This window comes from Streptomyces sp. ISL-12, from assembly GCF_018614415.1.
Classification (GTDB): Bacteria; Actinomycetota; Actinomycetes; order Streptomycetales; family Streptomycetaceae; genus Streptomyces.
Map to the genome: position 1 here is coordinate 35,790 of NZ_JAGGOO010000006.1, position 22,630 is coordinate 58,419.

The 22,630-nt window shown below is 72.3% G+C and carries 18 protein-coding genes; 8 read left to right on the plus strand and 10 right to left on the minus strand.

Features of this window, described 5'->3' with window-relative positions; all coding sequences use genetic code 11:
• Positions 1–5 precede the first annotated feature (5 nt).
• Together J7I94_RS00970 and J7I94_RS00975 are read right to left on the minus strand one after the other, a co-directional pair.
• The gene (locus J7I94_RS00970) at positions 6–1,592 is read right to left on the minus strand and encodes a PucR family transcriptional regulator (RefSeq protein ID WP_215164496.1); all 1,587 of its coding nucleotides are present in this window, start codon (positions 1,590–1,592) and stop codon (positions 6–8) included.
• 111 nt (positions 1,593–1,703) lie between these two features.
• Positions 1,704–4,229, minus strand: a complete 2,526-nt coding sequence (locus J7I94_RS00975; protein WP_215164497.1) for an ATP/GTP-binding protein — start codon at positions 4,227–4,229, stop codon at positions 1,704–1,706.
• Positions 4,230–4,466: 237 nt separating this feature from the next.
• On the opposite strand from J7I94_RS00975, the gene gabT reads away from it, so the two are divergent.
• Both gabT and J7I94_RS39475 read left to right on the plus strand, forming a co-directional pair.
• Positions 4,467–5,801 (plus strand): 4-aminobutyrate--2-oxoglutarate transaminase, encoded by a 1,335-nt coding sequence (gene gabT / locus J7I94_RS00980; RefSeq protein ID WP_215164498.1) that lies wholly within the window; start codon positions 4,467–4,469, stop codon positions 5,799–5,801.
• Positions 5,802–6,282: 481 nt separating this feature from the next.
• Positions 6,283–6,804: a phosphatase PAP2 family protein gene (locus tag J7I94_RS39475; protein ID WP_374198341.1), complete on the plus strand. Its 522-nt coding sequence runs from the start codon at positions 6,283–6,285 to the stop codon at positions 6,802–6,804.
• 8 nt (positions 6,805–6,812) lie between these two features.
• Here the strand turns inward: J7I94_RS39475 and J7I94_RS00990 are convergent, their stop codons facing one another.
• The 6 genes from J7I94_RS00990 to J7I94_RS01015 are packed head-to-tail and all read right to left on the minus strand — an operon-like array spanning position 6,813 to position 13,982.
• Positions 6,813–8,231, minus strand: coding sequence for an FAD-binding oxidoreductase (locus J7I94_RS00990; protein WP_215164500.1), 1,419 nt, complete (start codon positions 8,229–8,231; stop codon positions 6,813–6,815).
• A gap of 20 nt (positions 8,232–8,251) precedes the next feature.
• Positions 8,252–9,055 carry an ABC transporter permease gene (locus tag J7I94_RS00995; protein WP_215164501.1) on the minus strand — a complete coding sequence of 268 codons (804 nt, stop codon included), beginning with the start codon at positions 9,053–9,055 and terminating at the stop codon, positions 8,252–8,254.
• Positions 9,055–9,978 (minus strand): ABC transporter permease, encoded by a 924-nt coding sequence (locus tag J7I94_RS01000; protein WP_215164502.1) that lies wholly within the window; start codon positions 9,976–9,978, stop codon positions 9,055–9,057. Before J7I94_RS01000 ends, J7I94_RS00995 begins: the two co-directional genes overlap by 1 nt.
• Positions 9,978–11,132 carry an ABC transporter ATP-binding protein gene (locus J7I94_RS01005; RefSeq protein ID WP_215164503.1) on the minus strand — a complete coding sequence of 385 codons (1,155 nt, stop codon included), beginning with the start codon at positions 11,130–11,132 and terminating at the stop codon, positions 9,978–9,980. The genes J7I94_RS01000 and J7I94_RS01005 overlap by 1 nt, the downstream gene beginning before the upstream one ends.
• A gap of 5 nt (positions 11,133–11,137) precedes the next feature.
• Positions 11,138–12,385: a spermidine/putrescine ABC transporter substrate-binding protein gene (locus J7I94_RS01010; protein WP_215164504.1), complete on the minus strand. Its 1,248-nt coding sequence runs from the start codon at positions 12,383–12,385 to the stop codon at positions 11,138–11,140.
• A 43-nt stretch (positions 12,386–12,428) separates the two neighbouring features.
• Positions 12,429–13,982: a gamma-aminobutyraldehyde dehydrogenase gene (locus J7I94_RS01015; RefSeq protein ID WP_215164505.1), complete on the minus strand. Its 1,554-nt coding sequence runs from the start codon at positions 13,980–13,982 to the stop codon at positions 12,429–12,431.
• 201 nt (positions 13,983–14,183) lie between these two features.
• On the opposite strand from J7I94_RS01015, the gene J7I94_RS01020 reads away from it, so the two are divergent.
• Positions 14,184–14,768 carry an NADAR family protein gene (locus tag J7I94_RS01020; RefSeq protein ID WP_215164506.1) on the plus strand — a complete coding sequence of 195 codons (585 nt, stop codon included), beginning with the start codon at positions 14,184–14,186 and terminating at the stop codon, positions 14,766–14,768.
• Between the two features lie 624 nt (positions 14,769–15,392).
• Here J7I94_RS01020 and J7I94_RS38070 read toward each other — a convergent pair.
• On the minus strand, positions 15,393–16,280 hold the full coding sequence (locus J7I94_RS38070) for a DUF4190 domain-containing protein (protein WP_251074469.1): 888 nt from the start codon (positions 16,278–16,280) through the stop codon (positions 15,393–15,395).
• A gap of 269 nt (positions 16,281–16,549) precedes the next feature.
• Between J7I94_RS38070 and J7I94_RS01030 the strand changes: the two genes are divergently transcribed.
• The 3 genes from J7I94_RS01030 (at position 16,550) to J7I94_RS01040 (ending at position 18,842) form a co-directional block, all read left to right on the plus strand.
• Positions 16,550–17,575 carry an adenosine deaminase gene (locus J7I94_RS01030; protein ID WP_251074480.1) on the plus strand — a complete coding sequence of 342 codons (1,026 nt, stop codon included), beginning with the start codon at positions 16,550–16,552 and terminating at the stop codon, positions 17,573–17,575.
• Positions 17,576–17,606: 31 nt separating this feature from the next.
• On the plus strand, positions 17,607–18,323 hold the full coding sequence (locus J7I94_RS01035; RefSeq protein WP_215164508.1) for a glycerophosphodiester phosphodiesterase: 717 nt from the start codon (positions 17,607–17,609) through the stop codon (positions 18,321–18,323).
• A 153-nt stretch (positions 18,324–18,476) separates the two neighbouring features.
• Positions 18,477–18,842, plus strand: coding sequence for a hypothetical protein (locus tag J7I94_RS01040; protein WP_215164509.1), 366 nt, complete (start codon positions 18,477–18,479; stop codon positions 18,840–18,842).
• Positions 18,843–18,950: 108 nt separating this feature from the next.
• Here the strand turns inward: J7I94_RS01040 and J7I94_RS01045 are convergent, their stop codons facing one another.
• Complete coding sequence (locus tag J7I94_RS01045) at positions 18,951–20,390, minus strand: gamma-aminobutyraldehyde dehydrogenase (RefSeq protein WP_215164510.1); 1,440 nt, start codon at positions 20,388–20,390, stop codon at positions 18,951–18,953.
• 166 nt (positions 20,391–20,556) lie between these two features.
• Here J7I94_RS01045 and J7I94_RS01050 point away from each other — a divergent pair, with 166 nt between their 5' ends.
• Entirely contained in the window at positions 20,557–21,072 is a 516-nt protein-coding gene (locus J7I94_RS01050) for an Lrp/AsnC family transcriptional regulator (protein ID WP_215164511.1), read from the plus strand.
• 2 nt (positions 21,073–21,074) lie between these two features.
• Positions 21,075–22,448, plus strand: coding sequence for an aspartate aminotransferase family protein (locus J7I94_RS01055; protein ID WP_215164512.1), 1,374 nt, complete (start codon positions 21,075–21,077; stop codon positions 22,446–22,448).
• Positions 22,449–22,630: the final 182 nt, after the last annotated feature.

The window sequence follows — 22,630 nt, forward strand, 5'->3', positions numbered from 1 at the left end:
CGGCGTCAGTGGGCCGCCGTCGCCTTCAGCGCCAGCCACAGTTCCATCCGTACGTCCGGGTCGTCGAGGGAGCGGCCGAGGATCTCCTCGACGCGGCGCATCCGGTAGCGCAGGGTGTGCCGGTGGACGCCGAGGTCGGCGGCGGCCGCGTCCCACTGGCCGTGCCGCGACAGCCAGGCCCGCAGCGAGGCGACCAGGTCGCCGCGGCCGGTGGCGTCGTGGTCGCGCAGGGCGCGCAGCAGCCCGTCGGCGAAGGCGCGCACGGCGTCGTCCGCGAGCAGCGGCAGCACCGAGCCGGCCGCGAGCCGCTCGTGCTCGACGCAGATCCGGCCGCGCCGCCGCGCCACCGACAGCGCCTGTTCGGCCTGCTTGTACGCGGCCGAGGCGCCGATCGGCCCGGACGGCGCCGACAGTCCGGCGACCCACGCCTCCTCGTCGCCGCCGGCCGGGGCGTCCGGCACCGTCCGCCCCGCCTCCAGCGCCGCCGCGTACTCCGTGCAGGCGGCGACCGCCGCTCCCCCGTCGGCGGCCAGCACCACCAGCCGCTCGCCCTGCGGCACCACCAGCACCGCTTCGCCGGCCCGGGCCGCGGCGGCCTCGACGACCTCGGCGAGGGCGCCGGGCGGCTCGCCGCCGGCCGGCACCGGTTCGGCGACGACCAGCCGGAAGGGCGCGTCGAGCAGTGCGCCGTAGAGGTCGCCTGCGACGGTCCGGGCATGGTCGGGTTCGCCGGCCAGCAGCATGCCGAGGACGGCCGTGCCGATGCGCTGCTCGGCGGCGTGCAGGGAGCGGGAGCGTTCCGTGGTCAGGGTCAGCAGCGCGACGGCCGAGTGCAGGGCGTAGCGCTCGGCGGTGCCGAGGGGGGCGGCGGTGCCGACGGCGAGGGCGGCGCGGGGGCGGCGGGAGGTGCCGATGGAGTGCAGCTCGACCCGGTCGGTGTCGCCGCCCGGTTCCGTGCCGCCGACGACCGCGGAGGCGGGGGCGGGCCGCTCCCGCAGCCGCCGTACGTCCGCGGTGAGCCGGGCGGCGCGGCGGCCGGCCCACTCGGGTGCCGCGGCCACCACCTCGCCGGAGGCGTCGTACAGCGCCGCCCAGCCGTCGACCTGGGCGGCCAGCGCGGCCAGCAGCCCTTCCGGGCCGTCGGCGAGGGCCCGCCTGGTCAGCTCCCGCTGGGCGGCGAAGCCGTCGGTCACCGCCCGGTACTGGTCGGCGGCGATCGCGGCGGAGACGGCCTTGCTGATGGCGAGGAACGGGGTGCGGCGCGGCACCTCCAGCAGGGGCAGCCCCTCCTGCTCGGCGGCGTCGACGAGGGCGGCCGGAACATCCTCGTAATGCACCCCGACGGCGAACCCGAGCCCGACCACCCCCGCGCCGGCCAGCCGCTTCACATAACGCCGCATCGCCTCCGGGTCCTCGGCGTCCAGCTTCAGCGCGGTGATCAGCAGCAGTTCCCCGCCCTCCATGTAGGGCACGGGGTCGGCCAGCTCGCTGGCGTGGGCCCAGCGCACGGGCACGTCCAGGCGGTCCCGGCCCGCCCGCACGGTCAGCTTCAGCGCGGAGTGGTGGACCAGCGAGGCGAGGGTCGGGGGCATGGGTCCGCTCCGCGTCGGTGGTGTGCGACCAGTGAAGTCTTGGCCGCGGCGTATGAACGGCCTGTGTCGATTCTGCCTCACTGTACGATCCCGGCGCGGCGGCCGGGACGGTCAGCCCCGCAGATCCACCAGCAGGGGCGGCGCGTGCTCCCCCTTGACGGTCGTCAACGACAGCACGGCATGCCCGGGCGGCACGGCGTGCGCCAGCTCGGAGGCGGACCAGCGTTCGCGTTCGACCTGCTTCACGGTGACCGCGTCCGTCGTGACCGCCTTGCCCGTCACCAGCTTGCGCAGGGCGTGGAAGGCCCGGGTCATCGGCTGGTCGGCGAAGACGGTGTGCTGGGCGACCTCGGTGGTCTCCACCCACTCGGTGCCCCAGGCCTGCGCGAACCGGCTGCCGTCCCAGGTGGTGACGCCGCAGAAGGCCATCCGGCAGCCGACCGCGCCGTAGAGCGGGCCGTGCAGGGCCTCGGGGACGTCGGCGATGGTGCGCAGCGCGAGCAGCACGCCCGCGTTCTGTCCGCGCAGCCGCTGGATGCGGCGCACCGACTCGGCGGTGACGGTGCCCGTCGCGTCGTCCAGTACCAGGCCGGCGAAGTGGGCGCGCCCGCTCTCCCGGACGACGGCGAGGAACTGGGCGAGGACCAGCCGGGTGATCAGCCGGCCGGCCTCCTCGTGGCCGCGTTCGGGCAGGTCGATCCGTACCCGCAGCGGGTGGTGGGCGACGGCGCGCAGGGAGAAGGGCCGGCCCGGGCCGCCCCCGCCGAAGAAGTCCGCGAACACCGGCCGGTTCAGCAGCCCCAGCCGGTCGGCCAGGACCCGGCCGGCGTCACCCGGCGTGCCGGTCTGCCGCAGCCGCGCGTCGAGTTCGCGGACCATGACGTCGTTCCCGGCGGCGACGAGCGCCTCGCGCAGCGGGGTCAGCGCGCCGTCGCCGCCTTCCAGCAGTTCCCGCAGTTCCGGCAGGGCGGGGAAGCGGCCGTGCACCGCCCGGAAGGGGCCGAGGAGCTGGGCCAGTACGGTGGCTGCGCCCTGGGAGCCCGCCGGTTCGAGGTCGCCGGCCAGGGCCTCGGCGAGGAGGGAGGCCGCCTCGTCCGGGTCGTCGGACTCGGCGTAGGGGTCGAGGTCGTGGACGGAGGACGGGTCACCGATCCGCACGATCACGTCGAAGGCGTCGTCCGCGCCGAGCGGGCTGCCCGCGGCGGAGACCGCGACGACGGCGCAGCGTCCGGTGAGCGCCTGGAGGGCGAGGGCCTCGGTCACCGGTTCGACCAGGGTGCGGGTCTTGCCGGAGCCGGAGGGGCCGATGGCCAGCAGGGAGGTGCCGAGCACCTCGGGGCCGAGGGCGGCGCCTGCCTCGTGGTAGGGGCGCGGGGTGCGTTCGGCCGGCGCCCAGCGGCCGATGCGGACCTGACCGGCGAGCAGGTCGTGGCGGGCGGCCCGGCGGGGCAGGTCGCGGGCGCCGGACGGGTGGGTCCAGGCGGCGCCGCCCTGGCGCAGCACGGTGTCGCGGAAGGCGTCGAGGCCGGCGCCGCGCCGGGCGAGGTGGAAGGCGTGCTCGACACGGGTGCAGTCGACGTCGTTCATCCGGCCCCCGGCGACCTCGGCGGTGAGCAGCTCGGCGGCCTCGTGCTGGCCGATGTCGCGCAGGGCGGGCCACTGGGACCGGGGCCGCTCGGCCGTGGGAGCGGCGCTGGGGGCGCCGGTGGCCCGGCGGGCGGCGAGCAGGTTCCGGGCGTACGGCCACCAGCCGCCGAGGCGGGCGAACGGCCACACCACGAGCGCGGTGACGACCGCGTACAGCGTGTCCGTGTAGAGGACGGAGGCCATCAGCTCGTAGCTGCCGGTGACCAGCACGGTCAGGGACAGCAGCGGTCCCACGACCGGCACCGGGTCCCATCCGGCGCCCGGGAACGCCTCGGGGAAGACGAGGCTGAGGGCGATCAGGGCGAGGCCGGCGGCGATCAGGGCGCGGACCGGCTGGGGCCGGTGGCCCGTGTAGTGGCGGGCGATGGCGGGCCAGCTGCCCAGCGCGGCCACCGCGAGGACGAGGACGACGAAGAAGAGGCCGTCGTAGACGAGCGCGGCGTGCGCCCCCGGCAGCGTCACCGCCTCGCCCTCGACCGGCTTGGGCGTGGCCTTGGTGCCGCCCCACCACCAGTCGTTCGGCGTGAACATCCGCAGCAGGACGAACTGGTACGGCACGACACCGCGCCGCCAGAACGACCACACCCCGATCGCCAGCACCAGCGGAACGAGCATGCCGACGACCGTCACCGGGGCGAGCTTCTCCGTGGCCTCCTTGAGCGGGCGGTAGCCCTGCCGCCAGATCCCGGGCCGGGCCTCCGGCCGGTCCGCGTCGAGCCAGGCGGCGACGGTGGAGGCGGACCGGGGCAGTTGCTGGGGCACGGGTGGTGTGCCCGGTGCCGGGGGCCTGCCCGGCGCCTGGGCCGTGCCCGGTGGTGCCTGGCCCGTGCCCGGTGGTGCCTGGCCCGTGCCCGGTGGCATACCCGGTGCCGGTGGCATACCCGGCGCCCGGGCCGGCCGGGGCGGCACCGCGGGCCGCGTCGGCGGCATCGGAGGCGGCACGGGATTCACCCGCGCCCCCCGCACGTCCCGCTTCCCGTCGCTGTCCATCGCCCCTGCCCCCTGAGCAGCCGTTCCGTCCACCATCGCCAGTCAATCTAACGCCCTTGCACGGGCGTTCACCGCTTACGCGGCCGGGTGGGAGTCGCCGGGCCCGGGGACGTCCCTGTCCACCGCGGACAATCCGGCCGGCCGACACCGCCCACATGGAGCATGCCCACCCCTGTCCGCCGCGCCTAGCCTGCGGGAAAAGAACGTAAGTGTCCGTAGAACCACCAGGAGCCCCGCATGACCGCACTTCCGCAGGAGCGCCGCCTCGTCACCGCCATCCCGGGTCCGAAGTCGCAGGAACTGCAGGCCCGCCGCACGGCCGCGGTCGCGCAGGGCGTGGGTTCCGTGCTGCCGGTGTTCACCGCGCGGGCGGGCGGCGGCATCGTCGAGGACGTCGACGGCAACCGGCTGATCGACTTCGGCTCCGGCATCGCCGTGACCTCGGTCGGCGCCTCCGCCGAGGCCGTCGTCCGCCGGGCCGCCGCGCAGCTCGCCGACTTCACCCACACCTGTTTCATGGTCACGCCGTACGAGGGGTACGTCGCCGTCGCCGAGGCGCTGGCCGAGCTGACCCCGGGCGACCACGCCAAGAAGTCCGCGCTGTTCAACAGCGGCGCCGAGGCCGTCGAGAACGCCGTCAAGATCGCCCGCGCGTACACCAAGCGGCAGGCGGTGGTCGTCTTCGACCACGGGTACCACGGCCGTACCAACCTCACCATGGCGCTGACCGCGAAGAACATGCCGTACAAGCACGGCTTCGGGCCGTTCGCGCCCGAGGTGTACCGGGTCCCGGTGGCGTACGGCTACCGCTGGCCGACGGGTGCCGAGAACGCCGGGCCGGAGGCCGCCGCGCAGGCCATCGACCAGATCACCAAGCAGGTCGGCGCGGAGAACGTGGCCGCGGTCATCATCGAGCCGGTGCTCGGCGAGGGCGGCTTCATCGAGCCCGCCAAGGGGTTCCTGCCGGCGATCCGCCAGTTCGCCGCCGACCACGGCATCGTCTTCGTCGCCGACGAGATCCAGTCCGGCTTCTGCCGCACCGGGCAGTGGTTCGCCTGCGAGGACGAGGGGATCGTCCCCGACCTGATCACCACCGCCAAGGGCATCGCGGGCGGGCTGCCGCTGGCCGCCGTCACCGGCCGCGCCGAGATCATGGACGCCGCGCACTCCGGCGGCCTCGGCGGCACCTACGGCGGCAACCCGGTGGCCTGCGCGGGCGCGCTCGGCGCCATCGAGACGATGAAGGAGCTGGACCTCAACGCCAAGGCCAAGACCATCGAGGCGATCATGAAGTCCCGCCTCACCGCCATGGCCGGGAAGTTCGACGTCATCGGCGACGTCCGGGGCCGCGGCGCCATGATCGCCATCGAGCTGGTCAAGGACCGCGCCACCAAGGAGCCGGCCCCGGAGGCGACCGCCGCGCTCGCCAAGGCCTGCCACGCCGAGGGGCTGCTGGTCCTGACCTGTGGCACCTACGGCAACGTCCTGCGCTTCCTGCCCCCGCTCGTGATCGGCGAGGAGCTGCTGAACGAGGGGCTGGACATCATCGAGCAGGCCCTCGGCCGCATCTGAGCCCCCGCCTCCCCCTCCCCTCTCACGCGCATCCGAGCAGCCGTCCGCTCGGCCGGTTCCGTGAACGGCAGAGCGTGTGAAGAAGGTGTGCGAGGTGGATGGCAGGTCGCGGATGCCCCTGTCTTCGGGCCCGTCCCCTGTCGTAGGTTCTACGCAGATGAGAGATACACCCCGCCCACAGGGAACTGTGGGTGACCCCAGGCCGGGGCCTCCCCAGCTGCGGCCTGGTCGTGCCCTCGCGCACACAAACGGAGCCTTTGGCTTCGGATCTCCTCACCGATCGGACGGTCGCTCGCCCCAAACCCCCCGGGGCGCGCGACGTTCCGGTCCGTTCGGCCGCCTCGGAACCACCCCCCCTGTTCCGGGGCGGCCGACCTCCCCCTCCCGCTCCCCCCTCCTCCTTCTCGGGGGCATCGGGCTGCCCGCCCTGCTCTTCGCGCTGATCACCTGGCAGGTCGTCGCGGACGGTCCGCTGATCCGGGTGGACGAGCGGCTGAGCAGGGCCCTTGTCCGTCCGGACCGGTTCTCCGAACTCCTCGCCGACCTCGGCAACACCCAGGTCGCACTGCCCGTGCTCGTGGCCGCGCTGACGTACGCGGCCTGGCGCGGGCGGTCCACCGGTACAGACCAATGGTGGCTGCCGCCCCTCGCCGGGGCGCTGCTGATGGCACTGGTGCCGGCGCTGGTCGTCCCCCTCAAGGTCTGGACCGACCGCCCCGGCACCCCTGCCGTGGAACCGGCCACCGGCTACTACCCCTCCGGCCACACCGCCACCGCGGTCGTCGCCTACGGCGCGGCGGTGCTGGTACTGCTGCCCCTGCTGCGCTCGGCGGCCGTCCGCCGGTGGCTGTGCCTGGCCGGCGCGGTCCTCGTCCTCGCCGCCTCCTACGGGCTGGTCCGGCGGGGCTACCACTGGCCACTGGACGTGGTGGCCAGCTGGTGCCTGTTCGGCACGCTGCTGTTCTGCCTGCGCCTCCTGGTGGGCCGCCGCCGGACCGGGTGACGGCGGATTCAGCTGTCGAAACCCAGGCCGAGCCGGTCCAGCGTGCGCAGCCACAGGTTGCGGCGGCCGGCGTGCGCGTCCGCGCGGGCCAGCGACCACTTGGTCAGCGCGATGCCGGTCCAGGCGAAGGGCTCCGGCGGGAACGGCAGCGGCTTCCTGCGGACCATCTCCAGCGCGGTCCGCTCGGTCCGCTCCCCCGCCAGCAGGTCCAGCATCACCTCGGCGCCGAACCGCGTGGCGCCGACCCCGAGCCCGGTGTACCCGGCGGCGTAGGCGACCCGCCCCTGGTGGGCCGTGCCGAAGAACGCCGAGAAGCGGGAGCAGGTGTCGATGGCCCCGCCCCAGGCGTGCGTGAAGCGGACGCCCTCCAGCTGCGGGAAGCAGGTGAAGAAGTGCCCGGCCAGCTTGGCGTGGGTCTCGGGCCGGTCGTCGTACTCGGCGCGGACCCGGCCGCCGTAGTGGTGGACCGCGTCGTAGCCGCCCCACAGGACGCGGTTGTCGGCGGAGAGCCGGAAGTAGTGGAACTGGTTGCCGCTGTCCGCCAGCCCCTGACGGCCCCGCCAGCCGATCGAGGCGAGCTGCTGGGAGGTGAGCGGCTCGGTCATCAGGGCGTAGTCGTAGACCGGGACGGTGTAGGAGCGGACCCGGCGCAGCAGGCTGGGGAAGACGTTGGTGCCCAGGGCGACGGCGCGGGCGCGGACCAGGCCGTAGGGGGTGCGTACGGCCATTCCGGCGCCGTACGGCTTGAGGGTGAGCGCGGGGGTGTGCTCGTGGACGCGGACGCCGAGGGCGAGGCAGGCCCGCTTCAGGCCCCAGGCGAGCTTGGCGGGGTTGAGCAGGGCGACGCCCCGGCGGTCGTGGAGGCCGGCCCGGAAGGTGGGCGAGTCGACCTGTGCCCGTACGGCATCGGCGTCGAGGTACTCGATGTGCTCGGCGAGGCCCGCGCGCCGGATCTGTTCGTACCAGTCCCGCAGTTCCCGGGCCTGGTAGGGCTCGGTGGCGAGGTCGATCTCGCCGGTGCGCTCGAAGTCGCAGTCCAGGGAGTGCCGGGTGACGGCCTCCTCGATGGCGTCGAGGTTGCGGGCGCCGAGTTCCTCCAGCCGGTGGATCTCGTCGGGCCAGCGGGCGAGGCCGTTGGCCAGGCCGTGGGTGAGGGAGGCGGCGCAGAAACCGCCGTTGCGGCCGGAGGCCGCCCAGCCCACCTCGCGGCCCTCCAGCAGGACGACGTCCCGGCCGGGGTCGCGTTCCTTGGCGAGCAGCGCGGTCCACAGCCCGCTGTAGCCGCCGCCGACGACGAGCAGGTCGCAGGTCTCGGTGCTGGTGAGGGCGGACTCGGGGCGGGGGCGGCCGGGGTCGTCCAGCCAGTACGGCACCGGCTGGGCGTCGGAAAGAGACCTGGTCCAACGGGTCATGGCGCTCGGGGCCATGATGTCAACTCCCTACGGAATCATGCTTTCGGTCGGGTCCGGCGACGGCCGGCGGCCATCGAGACGAGGACGAGCAGGACGGCGACGGCGAACATGGCCGTCCCGATGACATTGATCTGCACGGGCGTTCCGCGCTGCGCCGAGCCCCAGACGAACATGGGGAAGGTGACGGTCGAGCCCGCGTTGAAATTGGTGATGATGAAATCGTCGAAGGAGAGCGCGAAGGCGAGCAGCGCGCCGGCCGCTATTCCGGGGGCGGCGATGGGGAGCGTGACCCGGAGGAAGGTCTGGAAAGGGCCGGCGTAGAGGTCCTGGGCGGCCTGTTCCAGTTTCGGGTCCATCGACATGACGCGGGCTTTCACGGCGGTCACGACGAAACTCAGGCAGAACATGATGTGGGCGATGAGAATCGTCCAGAAGCCGAGTTGCGCGCCCATGTTCAGGAAGAGCGTGAGGAGCGAGGCGGCCATCACCACCTCGGGCATCGCCATCGGCAGGAAGATGAGCGCGTTCACGGCGGAGCGGGCGCGGAAGCGGTAGCGGACGAGCGCGAAGGCGATCGCGGTGCCGAGCGCGGTCGCGCCGAGCGTGGCCCAGAACGCGATCTGGAGGCTGAGGGTGAGGGAGCCGCACAGATCGGCGACGCCGCACGGGTCCCGCCACGCGTCCGTCGAGAATTCCTGCCATTCGTAATTGAAACGGCCGACGGGTTCGTTGAAGGAGAAGACCGTGACGACGACGTTCGGCAGCAGGAGATAGGCGAGCGTCAGCAGTCCGGCGAGCACGACCAGATTGCGTTTGAGCCAGTTGACGAAGGGCGTCATCACACCAGGTCCTCCGTCCCGGATTTACGGATGTAGAGCGTGACCATGATGAGGATCGCGGCCATGAGGATGAAGGAGAGGGCGGCGGCCGTCGGATAGTCCAGGACGCGCAGGAACTGGGTCTGGATGACGTTGCCGACCATGCGGGTGTCGGTGGAGCCGAGCAGGTCGGCGTTGACGTAGTCGCCGGTGGCGGGGATGAAGGTGAGCAGCGTGCCGGAGACGACGCCCGGCAGGGAGAGCGGGAAGGTGACCTTGCGGAAGGTGGTGAAGGGGCGGGCGTACAGGTCGCCCGCCGCCTCGTGCAGCCTGCCGTCGATGCGTTCCAGCGAGGTGTAGAGCGGCAGGATCATGAAGGGGAGGAAGTTGTACGTCAGTCCGCAGACCACCGCGAGCGGGGTGGCGAGCACCCGGTCGCCGGCCGTCCAGCCGAGCCAGCTCGTGACGTCCAGGACGTGCAGGGTGTTCAGCGCGCCGACGACCGGGCCGCCGTCCGCGAGGATCGTCTTCCAGGCGAGGGTGCGGATGAGGAAGCTGGTGAAGAACGGGGCGATCACCAAGACCATGATCAGGTTCCGCCAGCGGCCCGCGCGGAACGCGATCAGGTAGGCCAGCGGGTAGCCGAGCAGCAGGCACAGCACGGTCGCGGCGGCGGCGTAGGCGACCGAGCGCAGGAACTGCGGCCAGTACGCGGACAGCGCGTCCCAGTAGGTGGCGACGTGCCAGGTGACCTCGTAGCCCTCCTCCAGGGAGCCGGTCTGCACGGAGGTGGACGCCTGGTAGATCATCGGCAGCGCGAAGAAGACGAGCAGCCAGAGGATGCCGGGGAGCAGGAGCCAGTACGGGGTGAGGCGGCCACGGCGGCGTGGGGGGTCGCCGTCCGGCGGCGCGGTCGGGGGCGCCTCGGTGAGGGTGGCGGTCATCAGGCGGCCTCTTCCACGCCCGCGGCCTCTGTACCGTCCTGGGCGGACTGGGCGGCGTCCAGGCCGAAGGTGTGGGCCGGGTTCCAGTGCACGACGACCTCGGCGCCGGGGACGAGGCGCGGGTCGCGGTCGATGTTCTGGACGTAGACCGCGAAGTCGCGGCAGACGGGGCTGTCGACGACGTACTGGGTGGAGACGCCGAGGAAGCTCGCGTCGGCGATGGTGCCGGTGATGCGGTTGCGGCCCTCGGGGACCGTGCCGGCGTCGGCGGCGGGGACGAGGGCGGCCTTCTCCGGGCGGACGCCGACCAGCACCTTACCGCCGGCCGCCGTGGCCGCGCCGCACCGGTCGGCGGGGAGGGCCAGCGTGCCGCCGCCCGCCTTCACCGCGAGGTCCGCGCCGCTGCGGCCGTCCACCTCGGCCTCGATGAAGTTGGAGGTGCCGAGGAAGTTGGCGACGAAGGTGGTGCGCGGGTTCTCGTACAGGCCGGTGGGGGTGCCGAGTTGCTCGACGCGGCCGGCGTTCATCACCGCGACCTGGTCGGCCATGGTCATGGCCTCCTCCTGGTCGTGGGTGACGTGCACGAAGGTGATGCCGACCTCGGTCTGGATGCGTTTCAGCTCCAGCTGCATCTGGCGGCGGAGTTTCAGGTCGAGGGCGCCGAGGGGCTCGTCGAGGAGGAGGACGCGGGGGTGGTTGATCAGGGCGCGGGCCACGGCGACGCGCTGCTGCTGGCCACCGGAGAGCTGGTGCGGCTTCTTGCGGGCCTGCTCGCCGAGCTGGACCAGGTCGAGCATCTCGCCGACCTGCTTCTTGACGGACTTGATGCCGCGCCGGCGCAGGCCGAAGGCGACGTTCTCGAAGACGTCGAGGTGCGGGAAGAGGGCGTAGGACTGGAAGACGGTGTTCACCGGGCGCTTGTACGGCGGCAGGTGCGTGACGTCCTGGTCGCCGAGGTGGACGGTGCCGCAGGAAGGTTCCTCCAGGCCGGCGATCATGCGCAGGGTGGTGGTCTTGCCGCAGCCGGAGGCGCCGAGCAGGGCGAAGAACGAGCCCTCGGGGACGGTCAGGTCCAGCGGGTGTACGGCGGTGAAGGAGCCGTAGGTCTTGCCTATGCCGGTGAGGCGGACGTCGCCGCCCTTTTCGTTCATCATGTGGGTCACGCCCCCGTGAGCTTCGCGAACTTGGCCTCGTACTCCGTCTCTTCCTTCGAACTGAGCGAACGGAAGGCACGGGACTTGGCCTGCATGGCCTGGTCAGGAAGGATCAGCGGATTCTCCGCCGCGTCCGGGTCGATCTTCGCCAGTTCGTCCTTCACTCCGTCGACGGGGCAGACGTAGTTGATGTAGGCGGCGAGTTCGGCGGCGGCCTGCGGCTCGTAGTAGTAGTCGATGAGCCGCTCGGCGTTGGTCTTGTGCCGGGCCCTGCCGGGGACCAGCAGGTTGTCGCTGGAGGTGAGGTAGCCGCTGTCGGGGATGACGAAGTCGACGTCCGGGTTGTCCGCCTTGAGCTGGACGACGTCGCCGGCCCAGGCGAGACAGGCGGCGAAGTCGCCCTTGCTGAGGTCGGAGGTGTAGTCGTTGCCGGTGAAGCGGCGGATCTGGCCGGAGTCGACGGCCTTCTGGAGGCGGGCGACGGCCGCGTCGTAGTCGTCGTCGGTGAAGCGGCCCGGGTCCTTCTCCAGGTCGAGCAGGGCCATGCCCATGGTGTCGCGCATCTCGGTGAGCAGGCCGACGCGGCCCTTGAGCTTCGGGTTGTCGAGGAGGTCGGAGAGGGTCTTCACCTCGATGCCGTCGAGCGCCTTCTTGTTGTAGGCGATGACGGTGGAGATGCCCTGCCAGGGGTAGGAGTAGGCGCGGCCCGGGTCCCAGTCGGGGGTGCGGAACTGGGGCGAGAGGTTGGCGAAGGCGTGCGGCAGGTTGGCCGGGTCGAGCTTCTGCACCCAGCCGAGGCGGATGAGCCGGGCGGCCAGCCAGTCGGTGAGGACGATCAGGTCCCGGCCGGTGTCCTGACCGGCGGCGAGCTGCGGCTTGATCTTGCCGAAGAACTCGTTGTTGTCGTTGATGTCCTCGGTGTACTTGACGGCGATACCGGTGCGCTCGGTGAAGGCGTCGAGGGTGGGGTGCTTCTTGCCGCTGTCGTCGACGTCCATGTACTCGGTCCAGTTGGAGAAGGCGACCTCCTTCTCCTTCGCCGAGTGGTCCGCCGCGGAGGTGCCGCCCTCGGTCCGGCCGGCGGCGGGGATGCCGCAGGCGGTCAGCGTCCCGAGTCCGCCGGCCACGAGTGCGCCGCCTGCGGAGGCGCGCAGCAGCGAGCGGCGGGTCAGGGCGGCCCGGCCGTTGCGCAGGCTGCGCCGCATGGCGGCCAGTTGGGCCGGGGAGAGACGGTCTGGCTCGTACTGCTCCATGCGCGTGGTGCCCTTTCGGCTGCGGTCGGCGGCTTGGGGGGGCTCAGCGGGCCCCGAAGACGGTGCGGTGCCAGTCCTTCGCGGCGACCGCGGTGTTGTCGTACATGACGTGTTTGAGCTGGGTGTACTCCTCGAAGGAGTACGCGGACATGTCCTTGCCGAAGCCGGACGCCTTGTACCCGCCGTGCGGCATCTCGCTGATGATCGGGATGTGGTCGTTGATCCAGACGCACCCGGCCTGGATCTCGCGGGTGGCGCGGCCCGCGCGGTACACGTCCCGGGTCCAGGCGGAGGCGGCGAGGCCGTACGGGGTGTCGTTGGCGAGCCGGATGGCCTCGTCGTCGGTGTCGAACGGCAGGACGACGAGGACCGGGCCGAAGATCTCGGACTGGACGGCCTCGCTGTCCTGGGCGGCGTCGACGATGAGGGTGGGCCGGTAGTAGGCGCCGTCCTTCAGGTCGTCGTCCTGGGGGGCCTCTCCACCGGTCACCACGCGCGCGTAGCCGCGCGCCCGGTCGACGAAGCCCGCGACGCGGTCGCGCTGCGCGTGGCTGACCAGGGGGCCGAGGTCGGTGCCGGGGGCGAAGGGGTCTCCCAGGCGGACGGTTTCCATGAGGGCGGCGGTGCGTTCGACGAACGCGTCGTGGAGGGGGCGTTGGACGTACGCGCGCGTGGCGGCGGTGCAGTCCTGGCCGGTGTTGATGAGGGCGGCGGCCACCGCGCCGTGCGCCGCCGCCTCCAGGTCGGCGTCGTCGAAGACGAGGAAGGGCGCCTTGCCGCCGAGTTCGAGATGGAGGCGTTTGAGGGTGGGGGTCGCGGTCGCGGCGGTGGCGAGTTGGGCCACGCGCCGGCCTACGGCGGTGGAGCCGGTGAAGGAGGTCATGGCGACGTCGGGGTGGGCCACGAGGTGTTCGCCGGCCTCGGGGCCTGTGCCGGTGACGATGTTGAGCACGCCGTCGGGGAGGCCCGCTTCGGTGGCCGCCTGGGCGAACATCAGGGAGGTGAGGGGGGTCGTTTCGGCGGGTTTGAGGACCATGGTGTTGCCTGCGGCGATCGCCGGGAGGATCTTCCAGGCGGCCATCTGGAGCGGGTAGTTCCAGGGGGCGATGGAGCCGACGACGCCGATGGGTTCGCGGCGTACGTAGGAGGTGTGGTCGCCGGAGTACTCGCCGGCCGACTGGCCCTGGAGGTGGCGGGCGGCACCGGCGAAGAAGGCGGCGTTGTCGATGGTGCCGGGCACGTCGAACTCGCGGGTGAGCTTGAGCGGTTTGCCACACTGGAGGGACTCGGCGCGGGCGAGGTCCTCGGCCCGGTCGGCGAGGACGGCGGCGAACCGCTGCAGGGTGTCGGAACGTTCGGCCGGGGTCGCGGACGCCCAGGCGGGGAACGCGGCGCGGGCGGCGGCGACGGCCGCGTCGACGTCGGCCGAGCCGGCCAGGCGGTAGGTGAGGACCGGGGTGCCGGTGGCCGGGTCGACGACGGTGTGCGTGCGGGCGGAGGTGCCGTGGGTGAGGCGGCCCGCGATGTACTGGGCGCCGTCCGCGAAGCGGTCCTGGGCGGGGAAGCGGTCCTGGGTGGCGTCGCCCGGGTGGTGCATGTCGGCTCTCCTCGGTGTCCCCGTGGCGGGGTCCGGTGTGGCTCGGACTCGATGTGAGTGCCGATCCTGACAGAGGGGTGGGCCTCCAACAAGTGATTCCGTTGTTGCCATTTGGTTACGCGACGGAATCTGTCGACTGGGTGTCGAGTGGCCGTGGAAAAGGGGGACGGGGTGTCAGTGGTGCGTGCGACAGTGGCGTGCATGGGAGAGGTGACGGGGGCGTCGGGTGGTCGGGAAGCGCTGGTCGGGGCGGTGCGGGCGGGGGCTCGCGTCAAGTACCTGTACTTCTGGGGGCATCGGCCGGGTCCGGGCGGGCGGGTCGGGGCGGGCTGTCTGAGTCAGTGGTGGCCGTCGCCGTTCACGGTGGACGGGGTGGAGTACGCGACCGCCGAGCACTGGATGATGGCCGGCAAGGCCCGGCTGTTCCGGGACGCGGAGGCGGAACGCCGGGTGCTGGCGGCGGGGCATCCCGCCGAGGCGAAGAAGGCGGGGCGGCTGGTGCGGGGCTTCGACGAGGCGATATGGGAACGGGAGCGGTTCGGGATCGTCGTCGAGGGCAGCGTGCACAAGTTCGCGACGGACACGGCGCTGCGGGAGTTTCTGCTGGGCACGGGGGACCGGGTGCTGGTGGAGGCGAGTCCCGTGGACCGGGTCTGGGGCATCGGCCTCGCCGCTACGGAGGAGGGGGCGGGGGATCCGGAGCGGTGGCGGGGCGCGAATCTGCTGGGGTTCGCGTTGATGGAGGCGCGGGGGAGGCTGCGGAGGGGCGGGGGCGGTAGGGCGTAGGACGTAGGGCGGGTACGGGTCGTGGGTGGGATGCCTGCGGCGCCTGTGCGGGTTCGGTGGGGGTGCGCGTAGCGCCCACGGTGCGGTGCGTGGTCGGGGCCGGGGTGGGGGGTGTCCGTCCTCGGAACGGCGCGGAATCGGTCACTGACGGGGGTGCAGCGTGTCGACGCGCCAACCACTGCGGGCGGACACCCCCCACCCCGTCCCCTTCCCGCCGTACGCGGGTGCGGGTCCGTACCCCGCCCGACCGCGGGCGGCGCGAGCAGCGCACACCGCGTCACCGCGGGCAATCGTGCCGCCAGGGGCGGCACGGGTGGGCGCGGCGGCACCCCGCCGGCGCCGGGCCGCGCCACCCACCCCCGCGTCAACCACAACGCCGGGCCGCACCCACCCCCGCATCCACCACAACGCCGGATACCGGATAGGCCCCGGGGGACTCGCGTACCCGCGTAACCGCAGGCACCCCAGGCCGCGTCACCGCGGGCAATCGTGCCGCCAGGGGCGGCACGGGTGGGCGCGGCGGCACCCCGCCGGCGCCGGGCCGCGCCACCCACCCCCGCGTCAACCACAACGCCGTACACCGAACAGCCCGGCCCAGTTCACCCCCGGCCCCCGCCGGCAGGCCTACGCGCTGGTGAAGATGAGGACCGCGAACCCGGCCCCCAGCGCGATACCGAACGCCCCGCAGATGATGCCGGCCAGCGCCTGGCCGGAGTTGGTCGCCTCGCCCTTGCGCGCCTTCGCCCGCCCGACCACGCCGAAGATCACGCCCAGGACGCCCAGCAGGATGGCGATCGGCCACATGCAGAAACCCACGGCCGCGATGATCCCGAGGACGAGACCGGCCGTGCCCATCCCGTTCCTCGGCGGCATCGGCCCCATGCCCTGCCAGCCGTAGTAGCCCTGCGGCTGCGGACCGCCGCCGTAACCGGGGCCGGGGCCGTGGCCCGGATATCCGTAGGCGCCGGGGTAGCCGTAGGGGGCCTGGCCCGGTCCGTCGGGGGCGATCGGGGGCGGGGGGACGACGGGAGTACGGGCCTGGCCGTGCGGCGGGGTGGACGTCGGCGCCGCGAAGGGGTTGGCCGCTCCCTGCGACGGAGAAGAAGACGCGGGCGCGGGTGCCGCGGGGGTCGGTGGGGCGAACGCGGCGTCGTGGGGCGCCGCGCCCGGGCCGGACGGGGTCGCCCACGGCTGGGGCGGCGGTGTCGGGGCCGCCTCGGCGGGCTGGTCGCCCAGGGTGGGTATGGACGTGACCGTCTGGTGGTCCGACTCGGGGGCGGACGGCGCCGGCCACGGCGTCGAGCCGCCCGGCGCGGGGGCGGACAGGCCGGAGCCGCCGGACGCGTCCGGGGAGTCGTTGACCGGCGGCGGCCAGACCTTGCCACCGTCAGACCGGTCCGCCGGCGCCTGCCCGGTCCCGGCCACCGCGTCGGCCGTGTCTCTTCGCCCCGCACCGGGCGGCGCCGTCGGTCCGTGCGCGTCGGCTTCCGGCGTCTGCGCGTCGTCGGACATGCGCGGGTCCCCTCTGTTCGAACGTGCCGTCATGCTACGGCGCGTACCCTCCCGCCGGGCCCCCGGCCTACGATGATCCCGAGTCACGATCAGCCGATCACCCGCGTCCCGCCGGGCACCCACCCGCCGCCGGACGCCCCGTTCCGGGGAGGAACCCCTTGACCGAGCACACCGAGCGCACCGGGCACACCGAGCGGACCGAGCAGACGCGGGCTCCCGGGGACGGCCCGCGCCCCGAGCACCTCGTCACCCCCGATGTCCCGCGCGATCTGCGTGCCTTCATCGCCGGCCTGCCCAAGGCCGAGCTGCACGTCCACCACGTCGGCTCCGCCTCTCCCCGGATCGTCGCCGAACTCGCCGCCCGGCACCGTGACTCGCAGGTCCCCGCCGACCCCGAGGCGTTGGCCGAGTACTTCACGTTCACCGACTTCGCCCACTTCATCAAGGTCTACCTGTCGGTGGTCGACCTCATCCGCACCCCTGAGGACGTCCGGCTGCTGACGTACGAGGTGGCCCGCGAACTGGCCCGGCAGCAGGTCCGGTACGCCGAGCTGACCCTCACCCCCTTCTCCTCCGTCCGGCGCGGTATCGACGCGCGCGGCTTCATGGACGCGATCGAGGACGCCCGCAAGGCGGCCGAGGCCGAGTTCGGGACCGTACTGCGCTGGTGCTTCGACATTCCGGGCGAGGCCGGTCTGGAGTCCGCCGAGGAGACCACCCGGCTGGCCACCGACGACCGGCTCCGGCCGGAGGGCCTGGTCTCCTTCGGGCTCGGCGGGCCCGAGATCGGTGTGCCCCGGCCGCAGTTCAAGCCGTACTTCGACCGGGCCATCGCCGCCGGACTGCACTCGGTGCCGCACGCGGGCGAGACCACAGGCCCGGAGACGGTCTGGGACGCGCTGACCCACCTGCGCGCCGAGCGGATCGGACACGGCACCAGTTCGGCGCAGGACCCGAAGCTGCTCGCGCACCTCGCCGAGCACCGCATCCCGCTGGAGGTGTGCCCCACGTCGAACATCGCCACCCGCGCGGTGCGCACCCTGGACGAACACCCGATCAAGGAGTTCACGCGCGCCGGGGTGCTGGTGACGGTCAACTCCGACGACCCGCCGATGTTCGGCACCGACCTGAACAACGAGTACGCCGTCGCCGCCCGCCTGCTCGACCTGGACGAGCGCGGGCTCGCCGAACTGGCGAAGAACGCGGTGGACGTCTCCTTCCTCGACGCGGCGGGCAAGGCCCGGCTCGGGGAGGAGATCGACTCCTACACGGCGGCCTGGCTCCGCACGTCCTGACCCCGTCACGCCCTACCGGAGATCCGCTGCCATGACCGACGTGTCCACCCCGACTGCCGTGGCGCACCGCGGCGATCCCTACCGCTCGCGCGAGAACACGGTCGGATCGCTGCGCTCCGCGCTGCGCCGCGGCGCGGACGCGGTGGAGATCGACGTACGGCTGACCCGGGACGGTGTGCCCGTGCTGCTGCACGACGAGACGCTGACGCGGTTGTGGCAGCGGGACCGACCGCTGTCCGCGCTCTCGGCCGGTGAGGTACGGGAGCTGACGGACGGGCGGGTGCCGACGCTGGCCGAGGCCCTCGCGGCGGCCGACGGGCACCGGGTGATGGTGGATCTGCCCGGCACGCCCGGGGAACGGGCGGTCCGCCGGATCGTGGACGTGGTGCGCGAGTGCGGCGCGGGCGACCGCGTGTACTACTGCGCGGGGGCCGCCGCCATGCTCGCCGTGCGCGCGGCCGACCCGGCCGCCGAGATCGCGCTGACCTGGACGAGCCTGGCGCCGCCCCGGCCCGCCCTGCTGGACGCCGTCCGGCCGCGCTGGCTCAACTACCGCTGGACGCTGGTGGACCGGGCGCTGGCCGAGCGCGTCCACCGTGACGGCTGTCTGCTCTCCGTCTGGACGCCCGACACCCGCCGTGCCATGCGCCGGCTGATCGGGCTGGGCGTCGACTCGATCACCACCAATCGGGTCGACGTGCTGTGTGCCCTGCGCGAGCAGGTACCCAGCGCGACGCGCGGTGCGTGAGGGCATATCCCATGTCGCCCGACAGGGGCCCGGCTTGTGTGGGTGACACGCCGGAGGTTCACTCGCGCGAGTGATTGTTACTGTGTGAATACGGCTGGACACTCGACGTATTCGGGGAGGTCATGGGGCTTCTCCGACGCGAGAGGAGCCGTCATGGCCGCAGCAGAATCTTCCACCTCCCAGGCGCCGCAGATCGCGAGCAGCTCGCAGGCCGCCGACCAGGACCAGGGCGTCACCACGGCGATCGGCGGCAACGTCGGCGCCATCTGGCGAGCATGGTGGACCTGGAGTCCGGGGAACGGGACACACAATCTCCAGCTCCCCTGGAACGTCATCGGGACCGACTCGACGGTCGTCGTCACCGCCTCCGAGATCGACGGCAACGGGAACCGGTTCGTCGGCGCGGCGCCCTTCCAGGTGTCGAGCATCGCTCCCGGCAACGGAGTGGTGACGTTCAAGATCAGCATCGGCTGGGACAGCCCGCTGGCGATGCGCACCGACGTCCTGGTCTTCAACTGAGCACCGCCCTCCGGCCGCGCGGGCCGGAGGGCGGTGCGGATCCGGTGACGACCGGCACGTCCGCCCCGTGACGGCTCCGGGTTCGCCCGAGCCGTCAGGAGGCGCCCGTCACACCTCCAGCGACGTCATCACGTGCTTGATCCGCGTGTAGTCGTCGAAACCGTAGGCCGACAGGTCCTTGCCGTACCCGGACTTCTTGAACCCGCCGTGCGGCATCTCCGCCACCAGCGGGATGTGCGTGTTGATCCACACGCACCCGAAGTCCAGCCGCCGGGACATCCGCATCGCCCGCCCGTGGTCCTTGGTCCACACCGAGGACGCGAGCGCGTACTCCACGCCGTTGGCCCACTCCACGGCCTGTTCCTCGTCGCGGAACGCCTGCACGGTGATGACCGGCCCGAAGACCTCGTGCTGCACGATCTCGTCGTCCTGCTTCAGCCCGGAGACGACGGTCGGCGCGTAGAAGTACCCCTTCTCACCGACCCGGTGTCCGCCGGCCTCGACCCGGGCGTGCGCGGGCAGCCGCTCGATGAACCCGGCGACCTGCTTGAGCTGGTTGGGGTTGTTGAGCGGCCCGTACAGCACGTCCTCGTCGTCCGGCTGCCCGGTCCTGGTCTCGGCCGCGGCCTTCGCCAGCGCGCTCACGAACTCGTCGTGGATCGACTCGTGCACCAGCACCCGCGTCGCCGCCGTACAGTCCTGCCCGGCGTTGAAGAAGCCCGCCGTGGAGATGTCCTCGACGGCCTTGGGGATGTCGGTGTCCTCGAAGACGACGACCGGTGCCTTGCCGCCCAGTTCCAGGTGGACCCGCTTCAGGTCCCGGGACGCCGACTCGGCGACCGACATGCCGGCCCGTACGGACCCGGTGATGGAGGCCATCGCCGGGGTGGGGTGCTCGACCATCAGCCGGCCGGTGTCGCGGTCGCCGCAGATGACGTTGAAGACGCCCTTGGGCAGCACCGAGCCGATGATCTCGGCGATCAGCACGGTGGAGGCCGGCGTGGTGTCGGAGGGCTTCAGGACGACCGTGTTGCCCGCGGCCAGCGCCGGGGCGAACTTCCAGACGGCCATCATCATCGGGTAGTTCCACGGCGCGACCTGCGCGCAGACCCCGATCGGCTCCCGGCGCACGAAGGAGGTCAGTCCCTCCATGTACTCGCCGGCGCCGCGCCCCTCCAGCATCCGCGCCGCGCCCGCGAAGAAGCGGATCTGGTCGACCATCGGCGGGATCTCCTCGGTGCGGGTCAGCCCGATGGGCTTGCCCGTGTTCTCCACCTCCGCCGCGATCAGTTCCTCGGCCCGCTCCTCGAACGCGTCCGCGATCTTGAGGAGGGCCTTCTGCCGCTCGGCCGGGGTGGTGTCCCGCCACGCCGGGAAGGCCGCCGCGGCGGCGGCCATGGCCGCGTCCACGTCCGCCTGCCCGGACAGCGGCGCGGTCGCGTACGCCTCGCCCGTGGCGGGGTTGACCACCTCGGTGGTCCGTCCGTCGGCGGCGTCCCGGAACTCACCGTCGATGAAATTGCGCAGACGACGCAGCTCGGTGCTCACTGCCGGCCCTCCAAGTCGTGGATGTCCAATGGCTGAGACACCCACACTAATCGGAGCGCCGACGTTTTCAACACCCCCACTCCCCCGCGCGTTGCGAAATCCGCACTGCGGAAGCATGTGAACAACGGATTTCATTGGTCCGGCCTTGCGGAACCGACGAGACGTCGTGCACAGTGAAGCCGTGGCCAGTCGAAGCGCAGACCAGAGGGGCTCCCGCGAGTCCCGGCACGGCAGTCCCCAGCTGGACGCCGTCTCCCTCGCGATCATCGAGCAGCTCCAGGAGGACGGCCGCCGGCCGTACGCCGCCATCGGCAAGGCCGTCGGCCTGTCCGAGGCGGCCGTGCGCCAGCGCGTGCAGAAGCTGCTCGACCAGGGCGTGATGCAGATCGTCGCCGTCACGGACCCGCTCACCGTGGGCTTCCGCCGCCAGGCGATGGTCGGCGTCAACGTGGAGGGCGACGTGGAGTCGGTCGCCGACGCGCTGGCCGCGATGTCCGAGTGCGAGTACGTCGTGATGACCGCGGGCTCCTTCGACCTGATGGTGGAGATCGTCTGCGAGGACGACGACCACCTCCTGGAGGTCATCAACCAACGCATCCGCGCCGTCCCCGGCGTGCGCTCCACCGAGAGCTTCGTCTACCTCAAGCTCAAGAAGCAGACCTACATGTGGGGAACCCGATAATCGTGAGCACCGACAGCCCCAAGGACCTCAGCAAGGCCGCGTACGACCACCTGTGGATGCACTTCACCCGCATGTCGTCGTACGAGAACGCGCCCGTCCCCACCATCGTCCGTGGTGAGGGCACCCACATCTACGACGACAAGGGCAAGCGCTACCTCGACGGCCTCGCCGGCCTGTTCGTGGTCCAGGCCGGGCACGGCCGTCAGGAGCTGGCGGAGACCGCCATGAAGCAGGCGCGGGAGCTGGCCTTCTTCCCGGTGTGGTCCTACGCCCACCCCAAGGCCGTCGAACTGGCCGAGCGCCTGGCGCACGAGGCCCCCGGCGACCTGAACAAGGTCTTCTTCACCACCGGCGGCGGCGAGGCGGTCGAGACCGCCTGGAAGCTCGCCAAGCAGTACTTCAAGCTGACCGGCAAGCCGACCAAGTACAAGGTGATATCGCGGGCCGTGGCCTACCACGGCACCCCGCAGGGCGCCCTGTCCATCACCGGCCTGCCCGCCCTGAAGGCCCCCTTCGAGCCGCTCGTGCCGGGCGCGCACAAGGTGCCGAACACCAACATCTACCGCGCCCCGCTCCACGGCGACGACCCGGAGGCGTTCGGCCGCTGGGCCGCCGACCAGATCGAGCAGCAGATCCTCTTCGAGGGCCCGGACACGGTCGCCGCCGTCTTCCTGGAGCCGGTGCAGAACGCGGGCGGCTGCTTCCCGCCCCCGCCCGGCTACTTCCAGCGGGTGCGCGAGATCTGCGACCAGTACGACGTGCTGCTCGTCTCCGACGAGGTCATCTGCGCCTTCGGCCGCCTGGGCACGACGTTCGCCTGCGACAAGTTCGGCTACGTCCCGGACATGATCACCTGCGCCAAGGGCATGACCTCGGGCTACTCCCCGATCGGCGCGTGCATCGTCTCGGACCGGCTGGCCGAGCCGTTCTACCGGGGCGACAACACCTTCCTGCACGGCTACACCTTCGGCGGCCACCCGGTCTCCGCCGCCGTCGGCCTCGCCAACCTCGACCTGTTCGAGCGGGAGGGCCTCAACCAGCACGTCCTGGACAACGAGGGCGCCTTCCGCGCCACCCTGGAGAAGCTCCTCGACCTGCCGATCGTCGGCGACGTCCGCGGCAACGGCTTCTTCTACGGCATCGAGCTGGTGAAGGACAAGAACACCAAGGAGTCGTTCAACGAGGAGGAGACCGAGCGCGTCCTGTACGGCTTCCTCTCCAAGGCGCTCTTCGACAACGGCCTGTACTGCCGGGCCGACGACCGCGGCGACCCGGTCGTCCAGCTCGCCCCGCCGCTGATCTCGAACCAGGAGACGTTCGACGAGATCGAGCAGATCCTGCGCGCGACGCTGACGGAGGCGTGGACCAAGCTGTGACCATCTGACGTCATGATCATCCGCGGCCCCGGCGCCGACCGTTCGAGTGAGAAACGGCGGCCCGGGGCTGTGTGCTGTCCGCGGCGGCTCCGGGGAGTCCCTAGCGTGCCACTGACCGATGGCCCCCGCCCTCGTTCGCCCGGAAGGGGGACGGGCGGCGGGGAAACGGATCAGAACGAGGT